The sequence below is a fragment of the Micromonospora sp. NPDC049051 genome, assembly GCF_043197575.1.
Taxonomy (GTDB): domain Bacteria; phylum Actinomycetota; class Actinomycetes; order Mycobacteriales; family Micromonosporaceae; genus Micromonospora.
Genome location: NZ_JBICTL010000002.1, coordinates 680,473 through 703,390 on the forward strand (window position 1 = coordinate 680,473; position 22,918 = coordinate 703,390).

Annotated in this window: 23 protein-coding genes; 13 read left to right on the forward strand and 10 right to left on the reverse strand. The window is 75.4% G+C overall.

Going from position 1 to position 22,918, the window contains the following annotated elements; all coding sequences use genetic code 11:
* Window positions 1-64: 64 nt before the first annotated feature.
* The 4 genes from ACGFIR_RS10290 to ACGFIR_RS10305 all read left to right on the forward strand — a co-directional run bounded on the left by ACGFIR_RS10290 (window position 65) and on the right by ACGFIR_RS10305 (window position 3,517).
* Window positions 65-763 (forward strand): sigma-70 family RNA polymerase sigma factor, encoded by a 699-nt coding sequence (locus tag ACGFIR_RS10290; protein ID WP_393003988.1) that lies wholly within the window; start codon window positions 65-67, stop codon window positions 761-763.
* Window positions 760-1,539 (forward strand): anti-sigma factor family protein, encoded by a 780-nt coding sequence (locus tag ACGFIR_RS10295; protein ID WP_393003990.1) that lies wholly within the window; start codon window positions 760-762, stop codon window positions 1,537-1,539. The genes ACGFIR_RS10290 and ACGFIR_RS10295 overlap by 4 nt, the downstream gene beginning before the upstream one ends.
* A 266-nt stretch (window positions 1,540-1,805) precedes the next feature.
* A complete protein-coding gene (locus tag ACGFIR_RS10300) occupies window positions 1,806-2,441 on the forward strand; it encodes a hypothetical protein (RefSeq protein ID WP_393003992.1) in 636 nt (211 codons plus the stop codon).
* 155 nt (window positions 2,442-2,596) lie between these two features.
* A complete protein-coding gene (locus tag ACGFIR_RS10305) occupies window positions 2,597-3,517 on the forward strand; it encodes a DNA-3-methyladenine glycosylase family protein (protein WP_393003994.1) in 921 nt (306 codons plus the stop codon).
* A gap of 129 nt (window positions 3,518-3,646) precedes the next feature.
* On the opposite strand, the gene ACGFIR_RS10310 is transcribed toward ACGFIR_RS10305, so the two are convergent.
* Window positions 3,647-4,150 carry a DUF1990 family protein gene (locus ACGFIR_RS10310; RefSeq protein WP_393003996.1) on the reverse strand — a complete coding sequence of 168 codons (504 nt, stop codon included), beginning with the start codon at window positions 4,148-4,150 and terminating at the stop codon, window positions 3,647-3,649.
* An 85-nt stretch (window positions 4,151-4,235) separates the two neighbouring features.
* Between ACGFIR_RS10310 and ACGFIR_RS10315 the strand changes: the two genes are divergently transcribed.
* Window positions 4,236-4,730, forward strand: coding sequence for a GNAT family N-acetyltransferase (locus ACGFIR_RS10315; RefSeq protein WP_393003998.1), 495 nt, complete (start codon window positions 4,236-4,238; stop codon window positions 4,728-4,730).
* Here the strand turns inward: ACGFIR_RS10315 and ACGFIR_RS10320 are convergent.
* Window positions 4,705-5,127 carry an SRPBCC family protein gene (locus ACGFIR_RS10320; protein WP_393004000.1) on the reverse strand — a complete coding sequence of 141 codons (423 nt, stop codon included), beginning with the start codon at window positions 5,125-5,127 and terminating at the stop codon, window positions 4,705-4,707. The genes ACGFIR_RS10315 and ACGFIR_RS10320 overlap by 26 nt on opposite strands.
* Before the next feature lie 242 nt (window positions 5,128-5,369).
* Window positions 5,370-5,582: a hypothetical protein gene (locus ACGFIR_RS10325; RefSeq protein WP_393004002.1), complete on the reverse strand. Its 213-nt coding sequence runs from the start codon at window positions 5,580-5,582 to the stop codon at window positions 5,370-5,372.
* Window positions 5,583-5,718: 136 nt separating this feature from the next.
* Here ACGFIR_RS10325 and ACGFIR_RS10330 point away from each other — a divergent pair, with 136 nt between their 5' ends.
* Genes ACGFIR_RS10330 through ACGFIR_RS10340 form a run of 3 tightly spaced genes read left to right on the forward strand, consistent with a single transcriptional unit; the run spans window position 5,719 to window position 8,965 of the window.
* Window positions 5,719-6,831, forward strand: coding sequence for an ATP-dependent DNA ligase (locus ACGFIR_RS10330; protein ID WP_393004004.1), 1,113 nt, complete (start codon window positions 5,719-5,721; stop codon window positions 6,829-6,831).
* A 33-nt stretch (window positions 6,832-6,864) separates the two neighbouring features.
* Window positions 6,865-8,454 carry an alpha/beta hydrolase gene (locus ACGFIR_RS10335; RefSeq protein WP_393144394.1) on the forward strand — a complete coding sequence of 530 codons (1,590 nt, stop codon included), beginning with the start codon at window positions 6,865-6,867 and terminating at the stop codon, window positions 8,452-8,454.
* Window positions 8,455-8,512: 58 nt separating this feature from the next.
* A complete protein-coding gene (locus ACGFIR_RS10340) occupies window positions 8,513-8,965 on the forward strand; it encodes a GNAT family N-acetyltransferase (RefSeq protein WP_393004008.1) in 453 nt (150 codons plus the stop codon).
* Window positions 8,966-9,147: 182 nt separating this feature from the next.
* Here ACGFIR_RS10340 and ACGFIR_RS10345 read toward each other — a convergent pair whose 3' ends face one another.
* The 4 genes from ACGFIR_RS10345 to ACGFIR_RS10360 all read right to left on the reverse strand — a co-directional run bounded on the left by ACGFIR_RS10345 (window position 9,148) and on the right by ACGFIR_RS10360 (window position 16,850).
* Window positions 9,148-9,816, reverse strand: a complete 669-nt coding sequence (locus tag ACGFIR_RS10345; RefSeq protein ID WP_393144738.1) for an ABC transporter ATP-binding protein — start codon at window positions 9,814-9,816, stop codon at window positions 9,148-9,150.
* 95 nt (window positions 9,817-9,911) lie between these two features.
* On the reverse strand, window positions 9,912-10,910 hold the full coding sequence (locus tag ACGFIR_RS10350; protein ID WP_393144396.1) for an ABC transporter ATP-binding protein: 999 nt from the start codon (window positions 10,908-10,910) through the stop codon (window positions 9,912-9,914).
* A 2-nt stretch (window positions 10,911-10,912) separates the two neighbouring features.
* Window positions 10,913-13,621 carry an FtsX-like permease family protein gene (locus tag ACGFIR_RS10355; RefSeq protein ID WP_393144398.1) on the reverse strand — a complete coding sequence of 903 codons (2,709 nt, stop codon included), beginning with the start codon at window positions 13,619-13,621 and terminating at the stop codon, window positions 10,913-10,915.
* 40 nt (window positions 13,622-13,661) lie between these two features.
* Window positions 13,662-16,850: an FtsX-like permease family protein gene (locus tag ACGFIR_RS10360; RefSeq protein WP_393144400.1), complete on the reverse strand. Its 3,189-nt coding sequence runs from the start codon at window positions 16,848-16,850 to the stop codon at window positions 13,662-13,664.
* Window positions 16,851-17,054: 204 nt separating this feature from the next.
* Here ACGFIR_RS10360 and ACGFIR_RS10365 point away from each other — a divergent pair, with 204 nt between their 5' ends.
* Window positions 17,055-17,348: a hypothetical protein gene (locus ACGFIR_RS10365; protein WP_393144402.1), complete on the forward strand. Its 294-nt coding sequence runs from the start codon at window positions 17,055-17,057 to the stop codon at window positions 17,346-17,348.
* 77 nt (window positions 17,349-17,425) lie between these two features.
* Here ACGFIR_RS10365 and ligD read toward each other — a convergent pair whose 3' ends face one another.
* The gene (gene ligD / locus ACGFIR_RS10370) at window positions 17,426-18,451 is read right to left on the reverse strand and encodes a non-homologous end-joining DNA ligase (protein ID WP_393144404.1); all 1,026 of its coding nucleotides are present in this window, start codon (window positions 18,449-18,451) and stop codon (window positions 17,426-17,428) included.
* Window positions 18,452-18,498: 47 nt separating this feature from the next.
* Here ligD and msrB point away from each other — a divergent pair, with 47 nt between their 5' ends.
* Window positions 18,499-18,912, forward strand: coding sequence for a peptide-methionine (R)-S-oxide reductase MsrB (gene msrB / locus ACGFIR_RS10375; protein WP_393004020.1), 414 nt, complete (start codon window positions 18,499-18,501; stop codon window positions 18,910-18,912).
* Between the two features lie 66 nt (window positions 18,913-18,978).
* Here msrB and ACGFIR_RS10380 read toward each other — a convergent pair whose 3' ends face one another.
* Both ACGFIR_RS10380 and ACGFIR_RS10385 read right to left on the reverse strand, forming a co-directional pair.
* Window positions 18,979-19,566, reverse strand: a complete 588-nt coding sequence (locus tag ACGFIR_RS10380; RefSeq protein ID WP_393004022.1) for a DUF305 domain-containing protein — start codon at window positions 19,564-19,566, stop codon at window positions 18,979-18,981.
* Window positions 19,567-19,622: 56 nt separating this feature from the next.
* Window positions 19,623-20,369: a lytic polysaccharide monooxygenase gene (locus tag ACGFIR_RS10385; protein WP_393004024.1), complete on the reverse strand. Its 747-nt coding sequence runs from the start codon at window positions 20,367-20,369 to the stop codon at window positions 19,623-19,625.
* Between the two features lie 393 nt (window positions 20,370-20,762).
* Here ACGFIR_RS10385 and ACGFIR_RS10390 point away from each other — a divergent pair, with 393 nt between their 5' ends.
* From ACGFIR_RS10390 to ACGFIR_RS10400, 3 genes are all read left to right on the forward strand, one after another.
* A complete protein-coding gene (locus tag ACGFIR_RS10390) occupies window positions 20,763-21,023 on the forward strand; it encodes a Prokaryotic metallothionein (protein ID WP_393004026.1) in 261 nt (86 codons plus the stop codon).
* Between the two features lie 132 nt (window positions 21,024-21,155).
* Window positions 21,156-21,614, forward strand: coding sequence for a GNAT family N-acetyltransferase (locus tag ACGFIR_RS10395; protein ID WP_393144406.1), 459 nt, complete (start codon window positions 21,156-21,158; stop codon window positions 21,612-21,614).
* A 110-nt stretch (window positions 21,615-21,724) separates the two neighbouring features.
* Window positions 21,725-22,828, forward strand: a complete 1,104-nt coding sequence (locus ACGFIR_RS10400; protein WP_393144408.1) for a lytic polysaccharide monooxygenase — start codon at window positions 21,725-21,727, stop codon at window positions 22,826-22,828.
* Window positions 22,829-22,918 lie beyond the last annotated feature (90 nt).

Below are 22,918 nucleotides of genomic sequence, written 5' to 3' on the forward strand. Positions count from 1 at the left end.
TACCACCGGGCGGCCGTGCCCGCGCGGGGGGACGGCCGATGTCATCGGACACGCGGAGGTCTGCATGCATGCGGTGGCGGCGGCCGGTTGGCCCGGCGACAGGGCGCGACCGGACTGGATGTCCGCGCGGTCCCAGTCCCGGCCGGGGGCGTCGACCGGCGGGGTCGACGCCCGCGAGGTGCCTCGCCAGAATGGGCCGGTGACGCCGAAATCCGCTCCCGGGCGCCACCAGGCGGCACCGTCCACCGAGGCGGGTCACTCGGACCGGCTGATCCGGCTGCTCTACGCCGAGCACGCGGGGGCGCTGCTGGCGTTCGTCATGCGGCTCACCGGCGGCGACCGGCAGCGGGCGGAGGACATCGTCCAGGAGACGCTGCTGCGGGCGTGGCGCAACGCGCACCGGCTCGGCGCGCAGGGGCAGGGTTCGCTACGGCCGTGGCTGGTCACGGTGGCCCGCCGCATCGCCATCGACGAGCACCGCAGCGGGCAGGCCCGCCCGGCCGAGACGTACGACCGGGACCTGACGGCGTTCGCCGAGGCGGACAGCACCGACCGGGTGCTGCGCACGATGACGGTGGCGGACGCGCTGCGTACGCTGAGCCAGTCGCACCGGGAGATCCTGGTGGCCACGTACTTCCGGGGTCGGACGGTGCCGGAGGCGGCCGAGGAGCTGGGACTTCCGCTCGGCACGGCCAAGTCGCGGGTCTACTACGCGCTGCGCGCGCTGCGCACCGCTCTGCAGGAACGGGGGGTGACGGAATGAGCCGGGCGGACCACATGGACGTCGCGGCGTACGCGCTCGGCGTGCTGGACGAGCGCGACACGGAACGGTTCGAGGAGCACCTCGCCACCTGCTGGGCGTGCGCCGCCGAGCTGGAGACGATGGTGCCGGTCGTCGGCCTGCTCTCCGACATCGACGGCGAGACGATGGCCGCGCTGGAGCAGACCCGTACCGACCCGGCCCTGCTGGACCGGACGCTGGTCGCGGTCCGCGCCCACCGGCGGCGCAACCGCATCCGGCACCTGCTCGCCACGGCCGCCGCGGTGCTGGTCCTCGGTGGGCTGACCGGGCTCGGCCTCGTCAGCGTCGTCGGCGGCGACGCGCCTGAGGTGGTGGCCGAGCCGACCGCCACCACACGGGTTCCGCCACCCACGGCCAGCAGGTCCAGCGACCCGAACGACCCGAACATCGGCGGGACGCTGCCCGAGGGCGACCCGGTCAACGTCGTCGACCCGACCACCGGGGTCGAGGCGACCTTCTTCGTCGCGTCGAAGGAGTTCGGCACGGGCGTGGACTTCATCCTCGCCAAGCTGCCCGGGCCCCGGACGTGCCGGCTCGTCGTGGTGCGGCGCAACAACAGCACCGAGGTGGTCTCGACCTGGTCGGTGCCGGGCACCGGGTACGGCACCAACGCGCGTCCCGACAAGCTGAGCCTGTCGGCGTCGACGTCGACGCGGCTCGTCGACATCAAGCAGTTCCAGGTGCAGTCGGTGGACGCCGGCGGGGTGGCGAGCCCGCTGGTCACCGTGCAGATGTAGCACTCCGTCGCGGAACCGGCGCCGGCCAGCACCACGGCCGGCGCCGACAACGCGTCGCCGTTTCTCCGGCAGTGCGTCCTCATTTCCCGGCGGCGCCGTCGCCGTTTCTCCGGCAAGCGACGTGGCGGAACCGCCTCGTCGCGGGAAACGGATTTCCGGCCCGTTCGGTTCAACCATTCTGCGTGACATCGACCACGCTTTCGCATTCAACGTCGGCAGGGCTCTCTCCGTATTGACCGGTGAACCGCCATCACCGAGGAGGGCACGTGGCACAGATGAAGCGAACCGTCGTCGTGGCGAGCGCGCTGGTCGCGTTGACGGCCTGCGCTCCCGCGGGTTACGACGGGGCGAACCCGGATGCGGCCAACCCGGTCGCCGTGACCGCCGCCGAACCCACCGCGGCGGCCGAGCCCTCGGTCTCGCCGTCCCCCGTCGCCGACGCGCCACCCGCCGACGCGGACCTGACCGAGGAGCTCAACGGCAAGAAGGTCACCCGGATGGGCAGCGTCGTCACCGACCAGGACGGCTGGATCCTCTACCGCTTCGACAAGGACACCAACGACCCGCCCTCGTCGAACTGCGTCGACACGTGCGCCCAGGTGTGGCCGCCGGCGCTGACCGACGGCAACCCCGAGCTCAACGGTGTCTCCGACGACAAGGTCGGCACCGTCACCCGCCAGGACGGCACCCGGCAGATCACCCTCGGCGGCTGGCCGCTCTACCGCTACGTCGGCGACAAGAAGCCCGGCCAGTGGAAGGGCCAGGGCGTCGGGGGCACCTGGTTCGTGGTCGCCCCGGACGGCAGGAAGAACCTCAGCTGCCTGCCGAAGGGCACCCCGAAGCCGGTCGCCCCGCCGGCCGACCAGCAGTCCGGCCAGGGCGACTCGAACTACTCGTACTGACCGCACCGGACCGGTGGCCGGTCGCCGCCGGGGAGGGCGCGGCCGGTCACCGCGCCGGGCTCCTCGTCGAACGGCGGCGACGGCAACCACCCGCGCTACGCGGGCCCGGCGGTGGTGTCGCCGGTCACGGGGCCGGGACGTGGCAGCATGTGCGGGTGACCGGGACCGAACCCACCGCGCGTCGGGAGCTGCGCCCGCCCACCGGGTACCGGCTGGCCGCGTCGGTCCGGGCGCTGACCTTCAGCCCGTACGACCCCTGCGCGCGCGTGGCGGCCGGCACCTTCTGGTGGGCCACCCGCACCCCGGACGGGCCGGCGACCCTCGCCCTGCGGCCGTCCGGCGGCGTCCTGCTGGCCGAGGGCTACGGTCCGGGCGCCGAGCGGGTGGTGCAGCGGGCGGACGCGATCGCGGGGCTGCGCGACGACGTCACCGGGTTCGCGGCGCTCGCCGCCGCCCACCCGGTGGTGGCGCGGCTCGCGGCCCAGCACCGGGGGCTGCGGCTGCCGGCCACCGGGCAGGTCTTCCGCCATCTGCTGCGGGCGGTCTTCGAGCAGAAGGTCACCGGCAAGGAGGCCTACCGGGCGTACGCGGCGACGGTGCGGCACTTCGCCGAGCCGGCGCCCGGTCCGATGCAGCCGCTGCTGCTGCCGCCGGACCCGGCCGCGGTGGCCGCCACCGGGTACTGGGTGTTCCACCCGTTCGGCGTGGAGCAGCGCCGCGCCGAGACGCTGCGCCGGGTGGCGGCCGTCGCGGACCGGCTGGAGCGCTGCGCTGACTCCGCCGAGGCCACCCGCCGGCTCACGGCCATCGCCGGCATCGGCCCGTGGACCGCCGCCGAGGTGGTACGCGTCGCCTACGGGGACCCGGACGCGGTCAGCGTCGGCGACTTCCACGTGCCGAACACGGTGGCCTGGGCGCTGGCGGGCGAGCCGCGCGGCGACGACGCCCGGATGCTGGCGCTGCTGGAGCCGTTCCGGGGGCACCGGGGGCGGGTCTGCGTGCTGCTGGCGGCCGGCGGTGTCCAGGCGCCGAAGTACGGCCCGCGGATGCCGATCCGCTCCTTCGCCCGGTTCTGAGGCGGGACGTCGGTCCGGGGCGGCGCGGTGTCCTGCTCGGGCGCACCCGGCGCGAGGTGAGCGCCGGGCCGGGCGGTGGGAGGTGAGCGCCGAGGGCCGGGGCGGCGCGAGGTGAGCGCCGGGCTCGGGTCAGCGGCGGGCGCAGAGCCGGCGCAGGGTGCGCCCGAGCCACCAGGCGTACGCCCGCTGGAAGGCCCGACCGGCCGGCCCCGCGACGCGCATGACCCAGCGGTCCGGGCGGCTGAACGCGACCACCTCGAACCAGACGTGGCCGGCGGGGTCGCGGCTGACCACGAACGCCTCCTCGCCGCGCGCCGGGTGCCCGGGCAGCGTGCCGTACCCGAAGCCGGCCCGCCGCCCGTCGTCGACGACCCAGACCACCTCGCAGGGCGCGGCCAGCCGCAGCGGGCCGACGCCCAGGCCGGAGACGACCCGGACCCCGGGCGCGGCCCGCCCGGCGTCGGCGTCGATCCGGATGCCGGCCGCCCGGTGCAGGCGCCAGCCGAGCACGGCGTCCCCGGCCGTTCGGAAGCAGGAGTCGGGCAGCCGCACCCGGTGCCGCACGTGCCGCCAGCCGGCCGGCAGCTCGCCGGTCTCGGTGGCGCCGACGTGCGGATAGGTCAGTGCCGGCACGGCGCACCCCCACGGCTCGACGGGACACCGCCAGCGTACGGGCGGCACTGGCGGCCCGCCCGACGGCCTGTGGTTGTCTGTCGGGGTGATCATCGAGCCGCGGATCGCCCCCGCCGACGTCTCCGACGCCGGCGAGATCCTCACCGTGCAGCGCGCCGCGTACCTCACCGAGGCACAGCGCTACGCCGATCCCTTCCTGCCCCCGCTGACCGAGACCCTGGACGAGGTACGGGCCGCGCTGGCGGGCCCGGCGACGGTGCTCACCGCCCGGCTCGGCGACCGCCTGGTCGGTTCCGTCCGGGCACACGTCGACGGCGACACCGCGCACGTCGGCCGGCTCTCCGTCGCGCCGGACCAGCAGGGCCGGGGCGTCGGCGGGCGGCTGCTGCGCGCCGTGGAGGCGGCCTGCGCCGCCCGGGTACGCCGCTTCGCGCTCTTCACGGGCGCCGACAGCGAGCAGAACCTGCGGTTGTACCACCGGCACGGCTACCGGGTGGTCGGGCACCGGCCGGACCCGAACGGCATCCGGCTCGCCCTGCTGGAGAAGGCGGTGGTCAGTCCCGCTCGCAGCGACGCCTGAGCCCGTCGGCCTCCAGCCGCAGGTAGCGGCGCGTCAGGTCGCCGTAGAGCCAGCCGACGGGCCCGGCCAGCGGCCCGGACTGCGTGAGGGCCAGCTCCACGCGGCTGCGCCCGCCGGGTAGCGGCAGCACCCGGTGCTCGCCGAGGGTGCGCACCCCCGGGGCGTTCGACACCCAGGAGAACGACCGCCCCTCGGTCAGCTCGGTGACCCGCCACACCGCCGGCCGCAGCTTCGGCTGCTCCAGCCGGGCGGTGGCGCCCACCACGAGTGGCCCCGCCTCACCCCGTAGCGCCCGGCGCACCGAGGGCGTCCACTCCGGCCACCGCTCGACGTCCACCAGCGCCGCCCAGACCCGTCCCGCCTCGGCGGCCACCTCCGTACCGGCCTCGAACCGCATCGCGCCCCCTCCCCGTGGCGACGCCCGGCGGCGCCGCTGCCCGTCTCGACGACGCTGCCGCACGGATCGTGACCGCGGCAAGCACCCGGGCTCCACCCGTCGGCCGGCGCACTCCACGTCGCCGACCGCCGCGTCGCCGCCGGCGGGTCGCTTCCCGCCGGCCGGCCGGTCCCCACCGCCGCCTGGTCGCGCCGCGGGTCCGTGGTGACGGGGGGCGCCCGCCGGGGTCGGCCGCCGCCGGGTCAGGCGACCTCGCGCAGGTCGGCCAGCCCGAGGGGGGTACGCCGGCGCAGCAGCTCCTCCAGCTCCGCCACCGAGCCGACCTCGCCGAGCACGTCCTTGCCCCCGCCGAACTGGCGCGGATAGCGGCGCACCAGGCGGTACCGGTAGCGCCCGCGAATCAGCTCGACGCTCACCCGCCACCGCCCGCAGCACCCGCAGACCCACTCCGACACCCCGCGAAAGTAGCTCTGACCTGGGGTTTTCCGATTCGCCCGGTACGGCACGAGCGGCGCTCGGCGGGACACGCCGCCCGTTCACCGGCAGTGATCCGCCTCACCACTGTCGGTGCGGTCTGGTTGACTGGTCGCCGTGAAGCTGCCGATCAGTCCGCCGGTCGAGCCGATGCTGGCGAAGAGCGTCCCGCGGGTCCCCACCGCGCCCGGGATGACCTACGAGCCGAAGTGGGACGGCTTCCGGTGCATCGTGTTCCGCGACGGCGACGAGGTGGAGCTGGCCAGCCGGGGCGGCAAGTCGATGACGCGCTACTTCCCGGAGGTGGTCGAGCAGGCCCGCCGCCAGCTGCCCGAGCGGTGCGCGGTCGACGGCGAGCTGATCGTCATCCGGCGCGACGGTCCGGGCGGGCAGCCCCGGCTCGACTTCGAGCTGCTGGCCCAGCGCGTCCACCCGGCCGCGTCGCGGGTGAAGCTGCTGGCCGAGACCACGCCGGCCGACTTCGTCGCCTTCGACCTGCTCGCCCTCGACGACGAGACGTTGCTCGGCGAGCCCTACCCCCGGCGTCGGGCCCGGCTGGAGTCGGCGCTGGCCGGGGTCCGCCCGCCGGTGCACGTCACGCAGGTCACGACCGACGTCGACACCGCGCACCGCTGGTTCGACGTCTTCGAGGGCGCCGGCCTGGACGGTCTGATCGCCAAGCCGGCCGACCTGCCCTACGAGCCGGGCAAGCGGCTCATGTTCAAGGTCAAGCACGCCCGCACGGCCGACGTGGTGGTGGCCGGCTTCCGCTGGCACAAGTCCGGCCCGGTGGTCGGCTCGCTCCTGCTCGGCCTCTACGACGACGGCGGGGTCCTGCACCACGTCGGGGTGAGCGCGTCGTTCACCATGGCCCGCCGCGCCGAGCTGCTGGAGGAGCTGGAGCCCTACCGCGACGTCGGCGCCGACCACCCGTGGGTGCACGGCGACCACGAACGCGGTCAGCGCCTGCCCGGCGGGGTGAGCCGTTGGACGGGCACGCGCAACCTCGAGTGGGAGCCGCTGCGCCCCGAACTGGTGGTCGAGGTCGGCTACGACGCCATGGAGGGCGACCGGTTCCGGCACACCGCCCGGTTCGTCCGCTGGCGGCCCGACCGCAAACCGCAATCCTGCCGCTACGACCAGCTCGAGCGACCCGTACGGTTCGATGTGGACCAGGTGCTGCGCGGCGATCCCACGGTGACCACGGGCTCCGCCGCCGGTCCGGCGTAACCTGGCCGTCGACCCGATCACGGAGGCTCGCTCGTGACCCGCACCCCCGACCGGATCCGCCGGTTCCGGCTCACCCTCGCCGGGCTGACCGCCGCCGCGCTGGTCGCCGCCGGCTGCACCCTCCCGGCGATCGCGCCCCGCACCGAGACAGGTGGTGCGGCCGCCGAACTCGGGGCGGCGCCCACGTGGCGGGCCTGCCCCGGGGTGGCCGAGGAGTTGGTCGGGCGCCAGGCGCCGGACATGCGCTACGAGTGCGCGCGGATCAAGGTGCCGCGCAACTGGGGCACGGGTGCGACTGGCGGCGCCGCGACCGGTCCGGGTGCCGGGCAGACCTTCGAGATCGCGCTGCTGCGGGCCCGGTCGACCAAGCAGCGCGACCGGATCGGCTCGCTGGTCGTCAACCCGGGCGGGCCCGGCGGCTCCGGCGTGGACACGGCCGTCTACCTCTCCTTCGGCCCGGCGTTCGGCGGCCTGCCGACCTCGATCACCGACCGGTTCGACATCGTCGGCTTCGACCCGCGCGGGGTGTCCCGGTCCAGCCCGGTCAAGTGCATCCCCGACGCCGACCTGGACGCCAGCTTCGGCTACGACCCCGATCCGCAGAGCCAGGAGTCGTTCGACGGCTTCGTCACGCTCAGCCAGCGGATCGGGCGCGGCTGCGGCGACCGCTACGGCGACCAGTTGCCGCTCTACGGCACCGAGCAGGCCGCCCGGGACATGGACGCGGTCCGCGCCGCCGTCGGCGACGACAAGCTGACCTACCTCGGCTACTCCTACGGCACCCTGCTCGGCGCCACCTACGCCCAGCTCTATCCGCAGCGCGTGCGGGCGCTGGTGCTCGACGGCGCGGTCGACCCCCGGCAGGGCCTGGTCGCCGCCTCGGAGGGCCAGGCCAAGGGCTTCGAGCGGGCCTTCGGCAACTTCACCACGTGGTGCGCGGCCAACGCCGGGCGCTGCCCCATCGCCCCGGACGCCCGGGCCGCGGTCACCTCGGCGATCGACAAGGCCCGGGTGTCGCCGGTACGCGGGGACGACGGCCGGGAGGCCACCCCGGGTTGGGTCTTCTACGCGATCATCTCGTCGCTCTACACCGAGTCGGGGTGGCAGGAGTTGGCGCGCGCCATCGACGAGTTGGAGGGCGGCGACCCGGAGGAGGTGTTCCGCCTCGCCGACGCGTACGCCGACCGGGACGCCGACGGGCACTACTCGAACATGTTCGACGCCAACCTGGCGGTCAACTGCGCCGACGAGGACGAGAAGCCGAGCCGGGAGCGGATCCGGCAGCTCCAGTCGCAGTGGCGGGCGCAGTACCCGCTGTTCGGTCCGTCCCTGGCCGTCGGCATGCTCTCCTGCACCGAGTGGCCCGGGGGTCGCGACCCGTACCCGACGGGCCGCGCCGACGGGGCGCCGCCGATCCTGGTGGTGGGCACCACCGGCGACCCGGCGACCCCGTACGAGCAGACGGGCGCGTTGGCCGCGATGCTCGGCGTGGGCCGGGTGCTCACCTGGGAGGGCGAGGGGCACACCGCCTACCCGCAGACCTCCTGCATCACCGAGGCCGTCGACGGCTACCTGATCGACCTGACCGTGCCCAGGGAGGGGCTGCGCTGCCCGGCCCGCTGACCGGCCGCCGCGGCGGCGCCCGTCCGGCGGCCCGGACCGCTGTGCCACGCTGGGCGGCATGAGTGACGTGATCTTCCGCGAGGCCGTCCGGGCCGACCTGCCCGCCGTCGTCGCCCTGCTCGCCGACGACGTGCTCGGCAGGACCCGCGACCTCACCGAGGTCGACGCCGCCTACGAGAAGGCGTTCGCCGACATCGACGCCGACCCGCGCAACCAGCTCATCGTCGCCGAGGGCGACGACGGGGTGCTCGGCTGCATGCAGCTGACCTACATCCCGGGTCTGGGCCGGCACGGCGCCGAGCGGCAGCTGATCGAGGCAGTCCGGGTCCGCTCCGACCTGCGCGGGCGCGGCGTCGGCCGGCAGATGATCACCTGGGCGATCGACCAGGCCAAGCGGCGTGGCTGCGCCCTGGTCCAGCTCACCACCGACAAGACCCGGCACGACGCCCACCGCTTCTACCTCAACCTGGGCTTCCTCCCCAGCCACGAGGGCATGAAGCTCCCCCTCTGAGCCCTCTTCCAAGGTCCTCCGAACCACCCGCCCCTCGCCCCTCGCCCCTCGCCCCGGCGATCATGCAGTTGTGGTGCCTAACAGATAGGAACAAAGGCCGGATAACTCCCACCACAAATGCATGATCGACGCGAACGGGGGCCGGGGCGGGGCGAGGCGGCGCGGGGTGGAGGGGTGGGCGGTCAGGTGGGGATGAGGTGGCCGTCGCGGAGGGTGAGGACGCGGTCGGCCAGGTCGATCAGGGCCGGATCGTGGGTGGCGACCAGCGCGGTCATGCCACGGGCGTGCACGACTGCCCGGAGCAGGTCCATGATCGAGCGGCCGGTCTCGGAGTCGAGCTGGCCCGTGGGCTCGTCGGCGATCAGTAGGTCCGGCTCGTTGGCCAGGGCCCGCGCCACCGCCACCCGCTGCTGCTGTCCGCCCGAGAGCTCGTAGGGGCGCTGGCCCGCGTGCCCGCCGAGGCCCACCAGCTCCAGCAGCACCGCCACCCGCTCCTCCCGTTCGGCCGCCGGGACCCGCGCCAACCGCAGCGGTACGCCGACGTTCTCGGCGGCGGACAGGATCGGCACCAGCCCGAAGGTCTGGAACACGAAGCCGACCGTGCCGCGCCGGAGCTCCAGCAGTTCCTTCTCACCGGCGCCGGTGACGTCGTGCCCGGCGACCACCACGCGGCCCGAGTCCGGCCGGTCCAGCCCGCCGACCAGGTTCAGCAGGGTCGTCTTGCCCGCCCCGGAGCGCCCCCGCACGGCGACCAGTTCGCCCCGCCCGGCCGAGAACGACACGTCCCGTACGGCGTGCACGGCGTGCTCGCCGCGACCGAACGTGCGGTTGATCCCCTCCACCCGGACCACCTCGTCGACGACCGTGGCACCCGCCGCCCCGCCGGTGGTCCGCGCGCCCGCCGCCGTCCCGGCCGGCCGGCCGTCCGACGTCACGTCCAACTCGCTCACTGCTTGGCCTCCCGCTCGTCCTGCGCCCGGTCGCCCGGCCGCACCTCCACGTGGTCCGGTTCCAGGTTGAGCCGCACCCGGTCGCGCAGCGACAACGCGTCCACGAACGGCGCCGGCAGCTGCAACCGGCCACTGCGGTCCAGCACGGCGTACTCCTCACTGACCAGTTCGGTGCTGCCGTCGGCGCCGATCCGCGCGGTCCGGCGTACCTCCGAGGCCGTCCGGCCGTCGCGGATCGCGACGGTCCGGCGGACCTGGGTGGCCACGGCGTGGTCGTGGGTGACCACCACGACGGTGACGCCCAGCTCGGCGTTGATGGTGCGCAGCGCCCCGAAGACGTCGGCGCCGGTCGCCTCGTCCAGCTCACCGGTCGGCTCGTCGGCGAAGAGCACCTCGGGATCGTTGGCCACCGCCACCGCGACCGCGCAGCGCTGCTGCTCGCCGCCGCTGAGCTGGGCGGGCCGCCGGTCGGCGAGGTGCCCCACCCCGACCATGTCGAGCAGCTCGCGGGCCCGCTCGCGGTGGGACCGCCGGCCGCCCCGCCGCCCGGCGAGGCGCATCGGCAGCTCGACGTTCTCCAGCGCCGACAGGTACGGCAGCAGGTTGCGGCCGGTCTGCTGCCAGACGAAGCCGACCATCTTCCGCCGGTAGCTCAGCCGCCGCCGCGCGGAGAGGTTGAGCAGGTCGTAGTCCCCGACGCGGGCGATGCCGGCGGTGGGTGTGTCGAGCCCGGAGAGGATGTTCAGCAGCGTCGACTTGCCGGAACCGGAGGCCCCCACGATCGCCACCAGCTCGCCCCGGTCGATGACCAGGTCGAGCCCCTGCAGGGCGACCGCCTCCACCCCCTCGGTCTTGAAGATCCGGACCAGCCCGTCGCAGACGATGTGCCCGCGCAACCGGTCCCGGCCACCGGCCCGCTCCGCCGCACGCTCGGCGGCGCGCTGTTGCAGGGCGGCCAGATCCGGCACGGCGGTGGTCTCCGCGGTAGCGGTCATTGTCAGTTCTCCTCTCCGAGCCGGAGCACCTCACCGAGGCGCATCCGGCGGTTGTTCAGGGCCTCGACGGTGACCGCGAAGGCGAGGGCGAGCGCACCGAGCGCGACGACGGCGGCCACCAGGGAAGGCTCGAACGCCACCCGGACCGCCACGCCGTCGGTGAAGGCGGACAGGCCGAGCACCGGGGTGAGCAGCAGCGGCAGGGCCGTGCCGACCAGCGCGCCGGTCACCACCGAGGCGCCCACCAGCGGAGCCAGCTCCACCAGCAGCAGCCCGCGCCACTGGCGTCGGGACAGGCCGAGGGTGCGCAGCCGGGACAGCACCTGGCCCCGCTCCCGGGCGCCGGCCAGCACCGTGAAGGCGATCGCGAGCAGGCCGAGCGCCGTCCCGCCGCCGGCACCGGCGGCGAAGCCGAAGGCGAGGACCCCGTTCGCGCCGCCCTCGCCCACCTGCCGGCGGGTCTCCGCGTAGGTCAGCACCTCCACGCCGCGCGGGGGCGCCTTCCCGGTCACCGTCCCGCCGGTCTGGAAGCGGGACTGCCCCGCGTCGCCGGCCCGGCGCAGGGCCTCGGCGTCCAGCCCGTCGCCGGCCACCAGGAAGCCGGTCGGCACGGCGGCGTAGTCGCGGCGGGGCAGGGACTGCCAGGGCAGGACGACGAAGCGGCCACCGTCCGCGCGCCGCAGCGGGAAGCTCTCCGCCCGCTCGGCGACCCGGAACTCGTACCGCTGGCCCTGGGCGCTGACGAAGGCGGAGTCGGCCAGGCCGGCGGCGGCCAGCTCGGCGGCGACGGTCGGGGAGACCACGGCGGGCAGCGGCCCGGTTCCCCCGGCGGGGGCGAGCAGCGCCGCCGGCACCGTCACGTCGACGTCGGCCTGCCGCGCCATCCGGGCCAGGGCGGGGCCGTCCACCATGAGCACCGTCACCCCGCCGAGCCGGGTGTCGGTGCCGTCCGCGTCCTTCGCCAGGCGCTGGCCCGCCTCGTGCAGCACGGGGCTCGCGGCGCGCACCCCCGGCAGCCGCTCCAGCTCGGCGCCCGTGTCCGGGGCGATCCGCTCCCCCAGGATCAGGGCGTCGGCGGGGACCGTCCGGCTGGCGGCCCGGTCCCGGCTCGCCTCGATCCCGGCGGCCGTCACCGCGCAGAACGCCGCCGTCGCGATGGCCAGCACCACGACCACCAGCGGTACGGCGACGACCGACCGGCCGGCCCGCGCGGTGCCCAGGAAGGCGACGCTGCCCCGGGCCCGGGCGGCGAGCCGGCTGACCAGCCGCAGCGGCCACGGGTACAGCCGCATCGCGACGACCGCCGCGGCGACGGCCAGCAGCACCGGGACCGACACCAGCAGCGGGTCGACCTCGCCGGGGGTGAGGCCGCGGCGGCGCAGCAGCACGACCGCCAGCGCGGCGAGGACCAGCAGGCCCGCCTCCACCGTAAGTCGACGCGCGGTGGGGCGCGAGCGGACCAGGTCGCGCCGCCCGACGCCGCCGGTGGACGCGACGAGGGTGGCCACCGGCGGCGCCGCCGCCACCAGCACGGTCGCGACGACGGCGAGCCACAGGGTCTGACCGGACGCCCCGGGGGCGAGACCGCCGAGCAGCCAGCCGAGTACGGCGGCGGGCAGCACCACCAGCAGCGTCTCGGCGAGGCTGCGGCCCGCGCTCGTGGTGCTCGCCCCGCCCCGGGCCCGCAGCAGGGTGAACTCCGCCCGGCGCCGGCGCACCAGCAGCCCGGCGGCCAGCACGACGAGCCCGGCCAGCGTGGCCAGTACGCCGGCGGCGATCACCCCGAGCACCGTCCGGGCGCTGTCCACCTCGGCGGCGAACTGGCGCAGCGGGATGTCCAGCCCCTGGACGAGGTTGCGTCCAACCGCCTCCCGGGTCAGCTGCTGGAGGCCGTCGATCACCTTGTCCAGCTCGCGGGCGTCGATCCCGTCGGCGCCCAGCCGGTAACGCCAGCCGAACGTCAGCGGCCAGCCGGCGGCGGCCTGGCGGTTCAGCGCGGCGGCGTCGACGACCCCGACGCCGATGAAGGGTTGGGCGTCCCCGGGCGGCTCCACGACACGCAGCAGCGGCGGCAGGCCGTCCCAGAACCCGTCGGCGCCGTCGCGGGGTTGGAAGAGACCGACCACGGTGAGCGGCACGCGGGGCGGGGCATCGGGCGAGACCGGTCCCGGCGGGGCGAGGGTGAGCCGGCTGCCGACCCGCAGGTTCAGCTTGCCGGCGACCTCCGCGGCGATTGCCACCTGCACCGGCTGGTCCTTCGGCGCGTCGGCCGGCCAGCGCCCCTCGACGATCGTGCCGGCCTCCTCGATGCCGGGCACCGCCCGCAGCCCGAGATCGACCAGGAGGTTCTCCGCCGCCAGGTCCGGGCCCCGCACCCTGCCGGCGGGGGTCTCGGCGGAGAACCACCGCTGCTCGACCATCCGCCGGACGACCGGTGGCATCCGGCTCTCCAGCGCCGCCAGGTCGGCCTGGTGGGCGGGCACCAGGGCGCCGCCGTCCGTCGCCATGACCGGTCCGGTCGAGTACGCCACGTCCCGCTGCTGCGGCGCCACGGTGTCCAGGTGCGCCCGCAGGCCCTGCTGGGTGTGCCCGTTGACGACCCTGGGCACCCCGCTGATCACCAGCGTGATGACCAGTGCCAGCGCCGCGAGCAGCAGGAACTGCCCGCCGTACGCCCGCACCCGGCGCGCGACCGACCCGATGCTCACCACGCCGTGTCTCCGTTCCCGCTCGTCCGTACGCTCCACCCGGTCACCGGTCTCCCCCGATCCGCAGCTGTGCCACGGCCACCCGCTGCCGGATGCCGAGGGCGATGAACGCGCTGAAGGCGAGGGCCGCCAGCAGCAGGCCGACCGCGGTCAGGCCGATGGGCAGCCAGGGCAGCACGAAGGCCGCCTCGGGCACCGGCCGGCCGGCGGACGGCGTGAGGATGACCAGCGGGGCCATGGTCGCGCCGACGGCGGCGCCCAGCAGCAGACCCACGCCGACGCCGATCCCGGCCAGGAAGGTCTGCTCGGCCAGCAGGGCGCGGGCCAGCAGCCGAGGGCTGGCACCGAGCGTGTGCAGTACGGCGAACTCCCCCAGCCGGTGCCGGGCGGTCGCCCAGACGTCGACGATCAGACCGACCAGGGCCAGCAGTACCGAGCCGAGCGCGGCGGCGAGCAGCCCCGTGCGGGCCCCCTGCCAGTACGGGTCGTCGGCGGAGCGCTCGGCCACCGCCCGCCGGTCGAGCAGCGTGGTGTCGGACAACCCGGCCGCCGCGCCGGCCGCCTCGGCGTGCCTGTCACCGTCGGTGCTCAGCCACCACTCCGCGACGGGCCGGACGCCGCCCCGGTCCCGGATCAGCCACTGCGCCGCCGCCGGCAGGTCCAGCAGCACGCCGGCGCCGGCGGTGGACGGCACCGCGGCCAGCTCGCCGACCAGGGTGACCGGCAGCGTCGCGCCGGACAGCACGAGGTCGACCGTGTCGCCGGTGCGCAGGCTCAACGCGTCGCGCACGGCCGGGGTCATCAGCGCGGGTACCGGCCGGTCCTCGCCGGCCGGCACCACGGCGAACCGGCTGGGCGGCTGGAACGCGAACCGGCCACCCGCCCGGAAGTCGATCGGCCACTCCGCCCGCAGGCCGGCGGCCGTGACCGCCACGCCGACCGGATCGCGCTGGCCGTCGACGGCCACCCACTGACCGTCCAGCGCCGTCGGTGCGGCCGCGCCGTCGGCGCCGACCAGCCGCAGGTCCGACACCTCCATGCGGTACTCCCGCCCCCGCGCGCTCCCGCTGTCGAGCTCGAAACCGGACAGTCGCAGGGGGCCCTCCCCGGCGGGGACGGCCACCGTGAACGGCGTGGACCGGCCGTCGCTGTCGCCGCTGCCCGCCGGCAGCCGGAAGGCCAGCCCGTCCGCCCGGGTCAGCAGCACCCAGAAGCCGATCCGGTGCGGCGTGACGGCGTCGCGCACGGGGGTGCGTACCGTGCCGGTGAGCGACCGGGTGCCGGCGGGCAGCTCCAGGCCGGTCGGCGCGACGCGCGCCCGGGCCAGCCGGTCGAGCAGCGCCGGGGCCGGCTCGTCGGTCAGCCGCTCGTTGAGGCGCAGCACGTCGGCCGCGGCCGCGGCGTCGAGGCTCACCACCGTCGTCGGCAGGTCGGCGCGGCCGAGGCGGATCTCGTCCCGCCAGGCCGGCAGCGCCGCGCCGACGCCGGGCAGCGCGGCGAGCTGACCGGCCCGCTCGTCGGGCGCCACGCCGCTGCGCTCGACCACCCGCAGGTCGGCGCCGACGGTGTGGTCGGCCTGGTCGGCCTGCGACAGCTCGCCCGTCGTCACCAGCGACCAGGCCAGGGTGCTGCCGCCGACGGCGAGGGCGAGCAGCAGCACCGGGCCGGCGTGCGGGCGCCGCCCCGCCTGCCACATGCCGAACATGGTCGCGGTCCACGGTCTGCGGTCGACGAACCGCTCGGCGAACCGGGTCGCGGGCGGCAGCAGCCGCAGCGCCACGACAGCTCCGGCCAGCACGCCCAGCGTCGGCGCGGCGACCAACAGCGGGTCCACCCCGAGCCGGCCGGCCGCCCCGGCGACCGGCGACGAGTACTGGCGCAGCTGGGTCCAGGCCAGCACCGCGAAGCCGACCAGCACCAGGTCGAGGCTGGCGCGTTGGACGCTCGCGGCGCGGGTGGGGCGGGACCGGGCCGCCATGTCGGCGACGTATGTGCCGGCCCCCCGCAACGTGGGGACGACCATCGCGACGAGGCAGCCGGCGGCGGTGGCGGCAGCGGCGGCCCAGACCAGCGTGGTGTCGCCGGGCTGGAGCGTCAGCGGGGCCGCGGCGTTGACGTGCCGCAGCGCCTCGGCGGCGATCAGGGGGCCCAGCACCCCGGCGGGCAGGACGACCAGGGCCGCCTCGCGGGCCGCCAGCCCGGCCAGTTGCCGCCGCGCGGCGCCCCGGGCCCGGAGCAGTGCGGTCTGGCTGCGCCGGTCCTCGTGCAGCAGGGCGGCGACCAGCACCAGCGCGTACCCGCCGAGGACGACGATCAGCAGCAGCGGGGTGGCCAGCGAGGAGCGGCCCACCAGGTCGGCCCGGGTGACCCGGTCGAGGAGCCGGTCGATCGCCGTGACGGTCTGGCCGGAGGAGCCCAGCCCGGCCGCCTCGGGCACCTCGGCGAGGGCCGCGGCCACCTCCTGCCGCACGTCGGGCAGCCGATTCGCGCCGGCCGCCGCGACGAGGTCGGGGGCGACGACCCAGGACACCGACACCGAGCCCGGGTAGGTGGCGACGAAGTCCGCCGGGTCCAGCACGAACGGCCCGTACGACGTGCCGGACTCCGCGGCGCTGCCGGCCCCGATCCCGGGCGCCAGCCACCAGTACGGGTCGGCCGGGTCGCGGGGCTGCCAGGTGCCGACGAGCACCACCGTGCTCCGCTCGCCGGAGCGGCGGTCCAGCATGGGCACCTGGTCGCCGGTGGCCATCCCGAGCGCGCCGGCGACCTTCCCGGGCAGCGTGACCTGAAGCGGCGCGGCGCCCGGGGTGGGCCAGGCGCCGCTGGTCAGCTCGGCGTGGCGGGGCAGGTCGTCGAGGGTCGCCAGGTTGGCGAAGACGGGGTCGTCGCCGTCGCGGACGACGGGGCCGAGGTCACCGGTCAGCTCACGGCCACCGCCGTACCGGGCGGCGTCGACGGTGACCGGCGTGCCGCCGAGGCGGGCGACGAACCCGTCGCGGATCGCCCGGTCCCGGGTGGCGAACTCGGCCGCGTCGCGACCGCTCGTGCCGCTCACCAGGAGGCTGCGCTCCTCGACCGGCGCCCCGCCGAGCAGGGCACGCTGGCCCGCCTCGACGGCCCGCCGGTTGTAGTCGGACAGCCCGGTGACCAGCGCGACCGCCACCAGGGCCGCGACCACCGCGGCGAGCAACAGCCCACGCGCCTCGCGGGCCCGCCTCCACACCAGCTTCATCCGACGCCCTCCCATGGCCCGTGGTCGGGCCGACGACCAGGGAGAGCGGCGACGGTCCGGGAAAGGTTCGCGCCCGTTACTTGATCGTTATCCGGCGATGCCGGTGCGGCCAACGACGACGACCGGGCTGTCGCCGGCCCGTCCGTCGCCCCACACGACGCGGGCGGCGACGGCGGGATGGCATGGATGTGCTTCCATCACCGGATGGAGATTGCCCTCACCGTCCTGATGGTGGCCCTCGTCGCCCTGCTCGCCGCCCAGCTGCCGGGCAGGGCCGAGCAGGTGCGGACCGCGTACCGGCTCGGCGAGATCGAGCGCCGGCTCCGCCTGGTGATGGACCAGTTGGGAGTGGTGGACACCTCGCCCCTGCCGTCGGAGGTGCGGGAGCACCTGGCCCGGGGCGACAAGATCAAGGCGATCGCCGCGTACCGGAAGGCGACCGGTGCGGACCTGCGCTCGGCCAAGGAGGCCGTGGAGACGTACGGGGGCCAGCACTGACGCTCCCCTGCCGCCGGCGCAGGGCGTGACAGGCCACAGTGGCCGCGAGGCGGGACGGTGCTTGCGAGGTGGGACGGTCAGCGGGGCCGGTCGCGGTCCTTGGAGGGCTGCACGCGCTTCGGCTCGCCGGGCATCTTCGGATGGTCCGGCGGGTAGGGCATGTCGCCCTGACCGCCCGCGTCGTCGCGGTCGGCCCACTCCAGCAACGGGGTGATGTCCCACGCGGTGTCGTCGATGCCGGCGTGCGGGTCACCGCGCTCGGCCAGCCGCGCCGGGACCGTACGCAGGTCGAAGTCGTCCGGGTCGACGTCGGGCAGCTCGTCCCAGGTGACCGGGGTGGACACGGTGGCCCGGGCGTTGGCCCGCAGCGAGTACGCGCAGGCGATCGTGCGGTCGCGGGCCATCTGGTTGTAGTCGACGAAGACGCGCTCGCCCCGCTGCTCCTTCCACCAGGCGGTGGTCACCAGCTCCGGCCGGCGCCGCTCCAGCTCGCGGGCCAGCGCGATGGTGGCCCGGCGCACCTCGGTGAACGTCCAACGTGGCGCGATCCGCAGGTAGACGTGCAGGCCACGGCCGCCGGAGGTCTTCGGCCAGCCGGTGACGCCCAGCTCGTCGAGCAGCCCGCGCAGCTCGGTCGCGGCGGATACGGCATCGGCGAAGTCGGTGCCGGGCTGCGGATCGAGGTCGATGCGCAGCTCGTCGGGGCGGTCGACGTCGGCGGCACGCACCGGCCACGGGTGGAGGACGATGGTGCCCATCTGGGCGGCCCACGCCACGTGGGCCAGGTCGGCCGGGCAGAGTTCGGCCGCGCTGCGGCCGCTCGGGAAGCTGATGGTGGCCGTCCGCACCCACGGCGGCACGCCTCGGGCGGGCACCCGTTTCTGGAAGAACGCCTCCCCCTCGACGCCCTCCGGGAAGCGCTGCAACGTGGTGGGACGGTCCCGCAGGGCGCGCATGATGCCGTCGCCCACCGCGAGGTAGTAGTGGAAGACGTCCGCCTTGGTGAAGCCGCGCTGCGGGAAGATCACCCGGTCGGGGCTGGTCAGCCGGACGTCGTGCCCGGCCACCTCGATCTGTTCGGCCGCGGCCTTCGTGCCACCCATTGCGCGACCATATGCCACACCCCCGACGTCCGGCGTACCGTTGGCGGGTGAGTCTTGACGAGAGTGAACTGCCCCGTACCGAGGAAGAGTGGCGGGTCCGGCTCAGCCCCGAGGAGTTCCGGGTGCTGCGGGAGGCCGGCACCGAACGCCCGTGGACCGGCGAGTACGTCGACACGAAGACGCCGGGGATGTACCGCTGCCGGGCCTGCGGCGCGCAGCTCTATCCCAGCGACACCAAGTTCGACTCGCACTGCGGGTGGCCCAGCTTCGACGACGCCATCCCGGGCGCGGTCAAGGAGGTCGAGGACAACAGCCTCGGCATGTCCCGCACCGAGATCCGCTGCGCCCGGTGCGACAGCCACCTCGGTCACGTCTTCCGGGGCGAGGGCTTCACCCCGAAGGACACCCGGCACTGCGTCAACTCCGTCTCCATCCGGCTGGAGCCGCGCGCCGACGCCTAGCCCCGGCCGCGTCACCGCGCGGGGCCAGGCGTCGGGCGTGCCCGTCGGCACCGGCGGTCGACGTGGTCAGGGCGCACGCCGCGCCGGCGCCAACCCCGCCAGCAGCGACACCTGGGCCGTACGGGAGCGCTCGACGCGCCCGGCGAAGTCGCGTACGCGCGGATCGGCGCCGACCGCCTGGTGTGCCCGGGCCAGGTCGGCCGCCGCCTCCTGGTGCGCGGCGAGCAGGTCGAGCAGGAGACCGTCGACCGCCGCGTCCGGGGCGCTCCGCAGGCGTGCCATGTCCTCGGCGCCGGTCCCGTGTGATCCGTGGTCGTGCCGTCGGGCGGCCTCGGCTGCGGCCGGCCCCGCGTCGCGCAGCCAGCCGCGCATGGTGGCGAGTTCGTCGGTCTCGGTGACCTCGATGGCGGCGACGAGGGTGCGCAGCTTCGGCTCGGCCACCCGGTCCCGGGTCAGGCGCACCATCTCCAGCGTCTGCTCGGTGTGCGCTCCCAACATGGCCAGGAAGACCACGTCGAGGCCGTTCATCTCGGTCCCGGCGGTCGCCGCCGCCCCCGGCGGCGCGGGGGCGGGCGGCGCCGGGGCGGTCTGCGCGGCGCAGGCGGGGACCACCAGCAGCGCGGTGAGCAGGACGACCGTGGGCAGCCGTCGCATGGGGGACTCCATCCGCCGAAGGGGTGACGGGTGCGGCGGGGCCGCACCCGTCACGGTCAGACCTGGGCCCAGAGCGCCGGCACGTACGGCGGTTCCCAGCCGGGGATCGCGGTGTGGGCCTGCCGGCAGCGGTACGTCAGACCGCCGTAGGTGACCTGGTCACCGACCTGGTAGGCCCGGCCCGCCGTCCAGCTGCCGCCCGGGGCGGGCGGGCTGGTCGGGGCGGCGGTGGGGGTCGGGGTCGGCGACGGGGCCGGCGACGTCGGGCTCGGCGTGGGCGACGGGGTGCCGCCCCCGCCGACCTGAAGGTCGACGCAGGAGTAGAAGGCGTTGGCGGTGTCCGCGATGTTCCAGATGGCGAGGACCTTCTGCCGTCCCGCGTAGCCGCCCAGGTTGACGGTGTGCGAGACCGTGGCCCCGGGCTGCTGCCCGCCGCCGTTGAAGACGGCCACCCGGGTGCCGCCGATGAAGTACTCCCAGTTGCTGGTGGCGTGCCGGGCGGTGTTGGTCCAGGTGAAGGTGACCGAACTGCCGACCGAGGTGGCGGGCCAGCCGCGGCTGTCGTCGTTCAGCACGGCGAACTGGGCGATTCCCGCGTGGCAGCTGCGCAGCCCCTTCGGCCCCTCGACGCTCTGCGGCTCGTACTTGATCTGTCCGCAGTCGGGGACCCGCCCCTGTGCGCAGAGCGCCTGGCGGCTCGGCGGGCCGGACACGTAGCCGTGCGCCTGGGCCGGCGCCGCGACTGCCAGTGCGGAGACGACGGCACCCGTCGCCACGAGCGGGATCGTGATTCTTCGGCGCATGGTGGCAGCTCCTTCGAACTTCGGGCTGGTGAGGTGCCCTCAAAGATAAATTGAAGTTTGTTAACAGTAAAGACTCTTGTCGATAAAATTGAACCCAGCACGAGTACGCAGAGTGACCAACTCGGAGCAGTAGCAGACCGCCCCGGTCGTCCACCCAGGTCGGCGGACCCGTCGCCCGGCCACCCGCCGCCGGTGGGGCAGCGCAAGCGGTGCCCTGCGGGGGCGCGCGCGGCCAGCCGGGCACCCGCCGCCGTCGACACCTAGCGGGTGCACGCCCGACACGCCGGGGGCGACACGCCGCCCGGCCGGAGGGACCTGGGCGGATTCCGCCCGCCAGACGCCGGCGGGTGCCGCAGGCTGTGGGGAAACGTGTCGACGGTCGGGGGTTCAGTCGTGAAGGCGTGCGAGGTCTGCGGTAACGACTACTGGATGGCGTTCGAGGTGCGGACCGTCAGCGGCGACGTGCACACCTTCGACTCGTTCGAGTGCGCGGCGCACAAGCTGGCGCCCATCTGCGAGCACTGCCAGGTCAAGATCGTCGGGCACGGGGTGGAGGTGTCCGGCCGGTTCTTCTGCTGCGCCCACTGCGCCCGCGCGGAGGAGGGCACCCAGGGCGCCGAGATCCGCGACGCGGTCGGCGCCCGGCCCGCCTGACGTCGGCGAGACCGGCGCCAGCTGCCGGCGCGGGCCGGCCGTCGGCGCGGGCCGGCCGTCGGCGCGGGCCGGCCGTCGGCGTGGAGCCCGGGTCAGCAACCCGCTCACCAGCGAGCCGCCTACCATCGCGGGGTGCCGCAAACCCCCGTGACGAGGGCCGCCTCGTTCGCCGAACTCGACGCCCGCACCTTCCACGACCTGCTCCGGCTCCGGATCGACGTGTTCGTGGTGGAGCAGGCGTGCCCGTACCCCGAACTCGACGGGCGCGACGTCGAGCCGGGCACCCGACACCTCTGGCTGGACGACGGCGGCGTGCCCCTGGCGTACCTGCGGATCCTCGCCGACCCGGGCGGCGTGGCGCGCATCGGACGGGTGGTGGTGGCGCCGGCGGCGCGCGGCGGCGGGCACGCGGGCCGGCTCATGGAAGCGGCGCTGGAGCTGGTCGGCGACCGCCCCTGCGTGCTGGAGGCGCAGTCCCACCTGGTCGGCCTCTACGCCCGCCACGGCTTCACCGTCGCCGGCCCCGGGTACGTCGAGGACGGCATCCCGCACACCCCGATGCGGCGGGAAGGAATTGACCGAGGCCGATAAATGTGGCAGCCTCCGGGCAGAGCCGTCGCGCAAGCCACGCAGCGTGCACGGGAGGGGCAACTCCCGCGCCGTCCGGGCGTCGTCGTCCGACCTCTCCCCCGGGGGCTTGAATGTCCGCTCAACTTCGATCATCCCGCCTGGCGTGGCTGCTCGCCGTCGCGGCGACCGCCGTGCTGCTGCTGACCACCGCCCTGGCCAACCCCGTATCGGCGCACGGCTCCGTGGTGGACCCGGCGTCACGCAACTACGGCTGCTGGCAGCGCTGGGGCAGCGACTTCCAGAATCCCCGGATGGCCACCGAGGACCCGATGTGCTGGCAGGCCTGGCAGGCCAACCCGAACGCCATGTGGAACTGGAACGGCCTGTTCCGCGAGGGTGTCGCCGGCAACCACCAGGCCGCCATCCCCGACGGCCAACTCTGCTCTGGCGGCCGGACCGAGGGTGGCCGCTACAACGCCCTCGACACGATCGGCGCCTGGAAGACCGCCCCGGTCTCCAGCAACTTCCGGGTCCGCCTCTACGACCAGGCCAGTCACGGCGCCGACTACATCCGGGTGTACGTGACCAGGCAGGGCTTCAACGCGCTCACCGAGCCGCTGGGCTGGGACGACCTGGAACTGGTCGGCCAGATCGGCAACACCCCGGCGTCCGGGTGGAAGCCGGAGCCCACCGGCGTGTCCATCGAGATCCCGGCCAACGCGCCGGGACGGACCGGGCGGCACATCGTCTACACCATCTGGCAGGCCAGCCACCTGGACCAGTCGTACTACCTGTGCAGCGACGTCGACTTCTCCGGCGGGCCGACCACCCCGCCGCCGACGACCCCGCCGCCCACCACTCCCCCGCCCACCACTCCCCCGCCCACCACGGCGCCGCCCACCACCCCACCCCCGACGACCCCGCCGCCGGCCGGGGCCTGCACGGCGACGTACCGGGTGACCGGGCAGTGGTCCGGCGGATTCCAGGGCGAGGTGCAGGTGACCGCCGGGGGCGCGGCGATCACGGGCTGGTCCGTGACCTGGACGTACGCCGACGGCCAGCAGATCAGCTCGGCGTGGAACGCGACGGTCACCACCAGCGGCACGCGGGTCACCGCGCGCAACGCCGCCCACAACGGGTCACTGGCCGCCGGAGCGAGCACCACGTTCGGCTTCGTCGGCTCGTCGAGCGGCAGCAACACCGCGCCGGTACCCACCTGCACCACCGCCGTCTGACCGCACCGAGCCCCGGCCGGGGGGGGGGGGCCCCCCCCCCGGGGCCCCCCCCCCCCCCCCGCCCCGCCCCCCCCCCCCCCCGCCCCGGCG

Bases quoted from the DNA above. Each gene is read 5' to 3' on its own strand.
- ACGFIR_RS10290 (WP_393003988.1), top strand. From the start codon at position 65: ATGCATGCGGTGGCGGCGGCCGGTTGGCCCGGCGACAGGGCGCGACCG.
- ACGFIR_RS10295 (WP_393003990.1), top strand. From the start codon at position 760: ATGAGCCGGGCGGACCACATGGACGTCGCGGCGTACGCGCTCGGCGTG.
- ACGFIR_RS10320 (WP_393004000.1), bottom strand. From the start codon at position 5,127: ATGCGGTTCGAGGCCGGTACGGAGGTGGCCGCCGAGGCGGGACGGGTC.
- ACGFIR_RS10340 (WP_393004008.1), top strand. From the start codon at position 8,513: ATGAGTGACGTGATCTTCCGCGAGGCCGTCCGGGCCGACCTGCCCGCC.
- ACGFIR_RS10350 (WP_393144396.1), bottom strand. From the start codon at position 10,910: ATGACCGCTACCGCGGAGACCACCGCCGTGCCGGATCTGGCCGCCCTG.
- ACGFIR_RS10360 (WP_393144400.1), bottom strand. From the start codon at position 16,850: ATGAAGCTGGTGTGGAGGCGGGCCCGCGAGGCGCGTGGGCTGTTGCTC.
- ACGFIR_RS10365 (WP_393144402.1), top strand. From the start codon at position 17,055: ATGGAGATTGCCCTCACCGTCCTGATGGTGGCCCTCGTCGCCCTGCTC.
- ligD (WP_393144404.1), bottom strand. From the start codon at position 18,451: ATGGGTGGCACGAAGGCCGCGGCCGAACAGATCGAGGTGGCCGGGCAC.
- ACGFIR_RS10380 (WP_393004022.1), bottom strand. From the start codon at position 19,566: ATGCGACGGCTGCCCACGGTCGTCCTGCTCACCGCGCTGCTGGTGGTC.
- ACGFIR_RS10385 (WP_393004024.1), bottom strand. From the start codon at position 20,369: ATGCGCCGAAGAATCACGATCCCGCTCGTGGCGACGGGTGCCGTCGTC.
- ACGFIR_RS10400 (WP_393144408.1), top strand. From the start codon at position 21,725: ATGTCCGCTCAACTTCGATCATCCCGCCTGGCGTGGCTGCTCGCCGTC.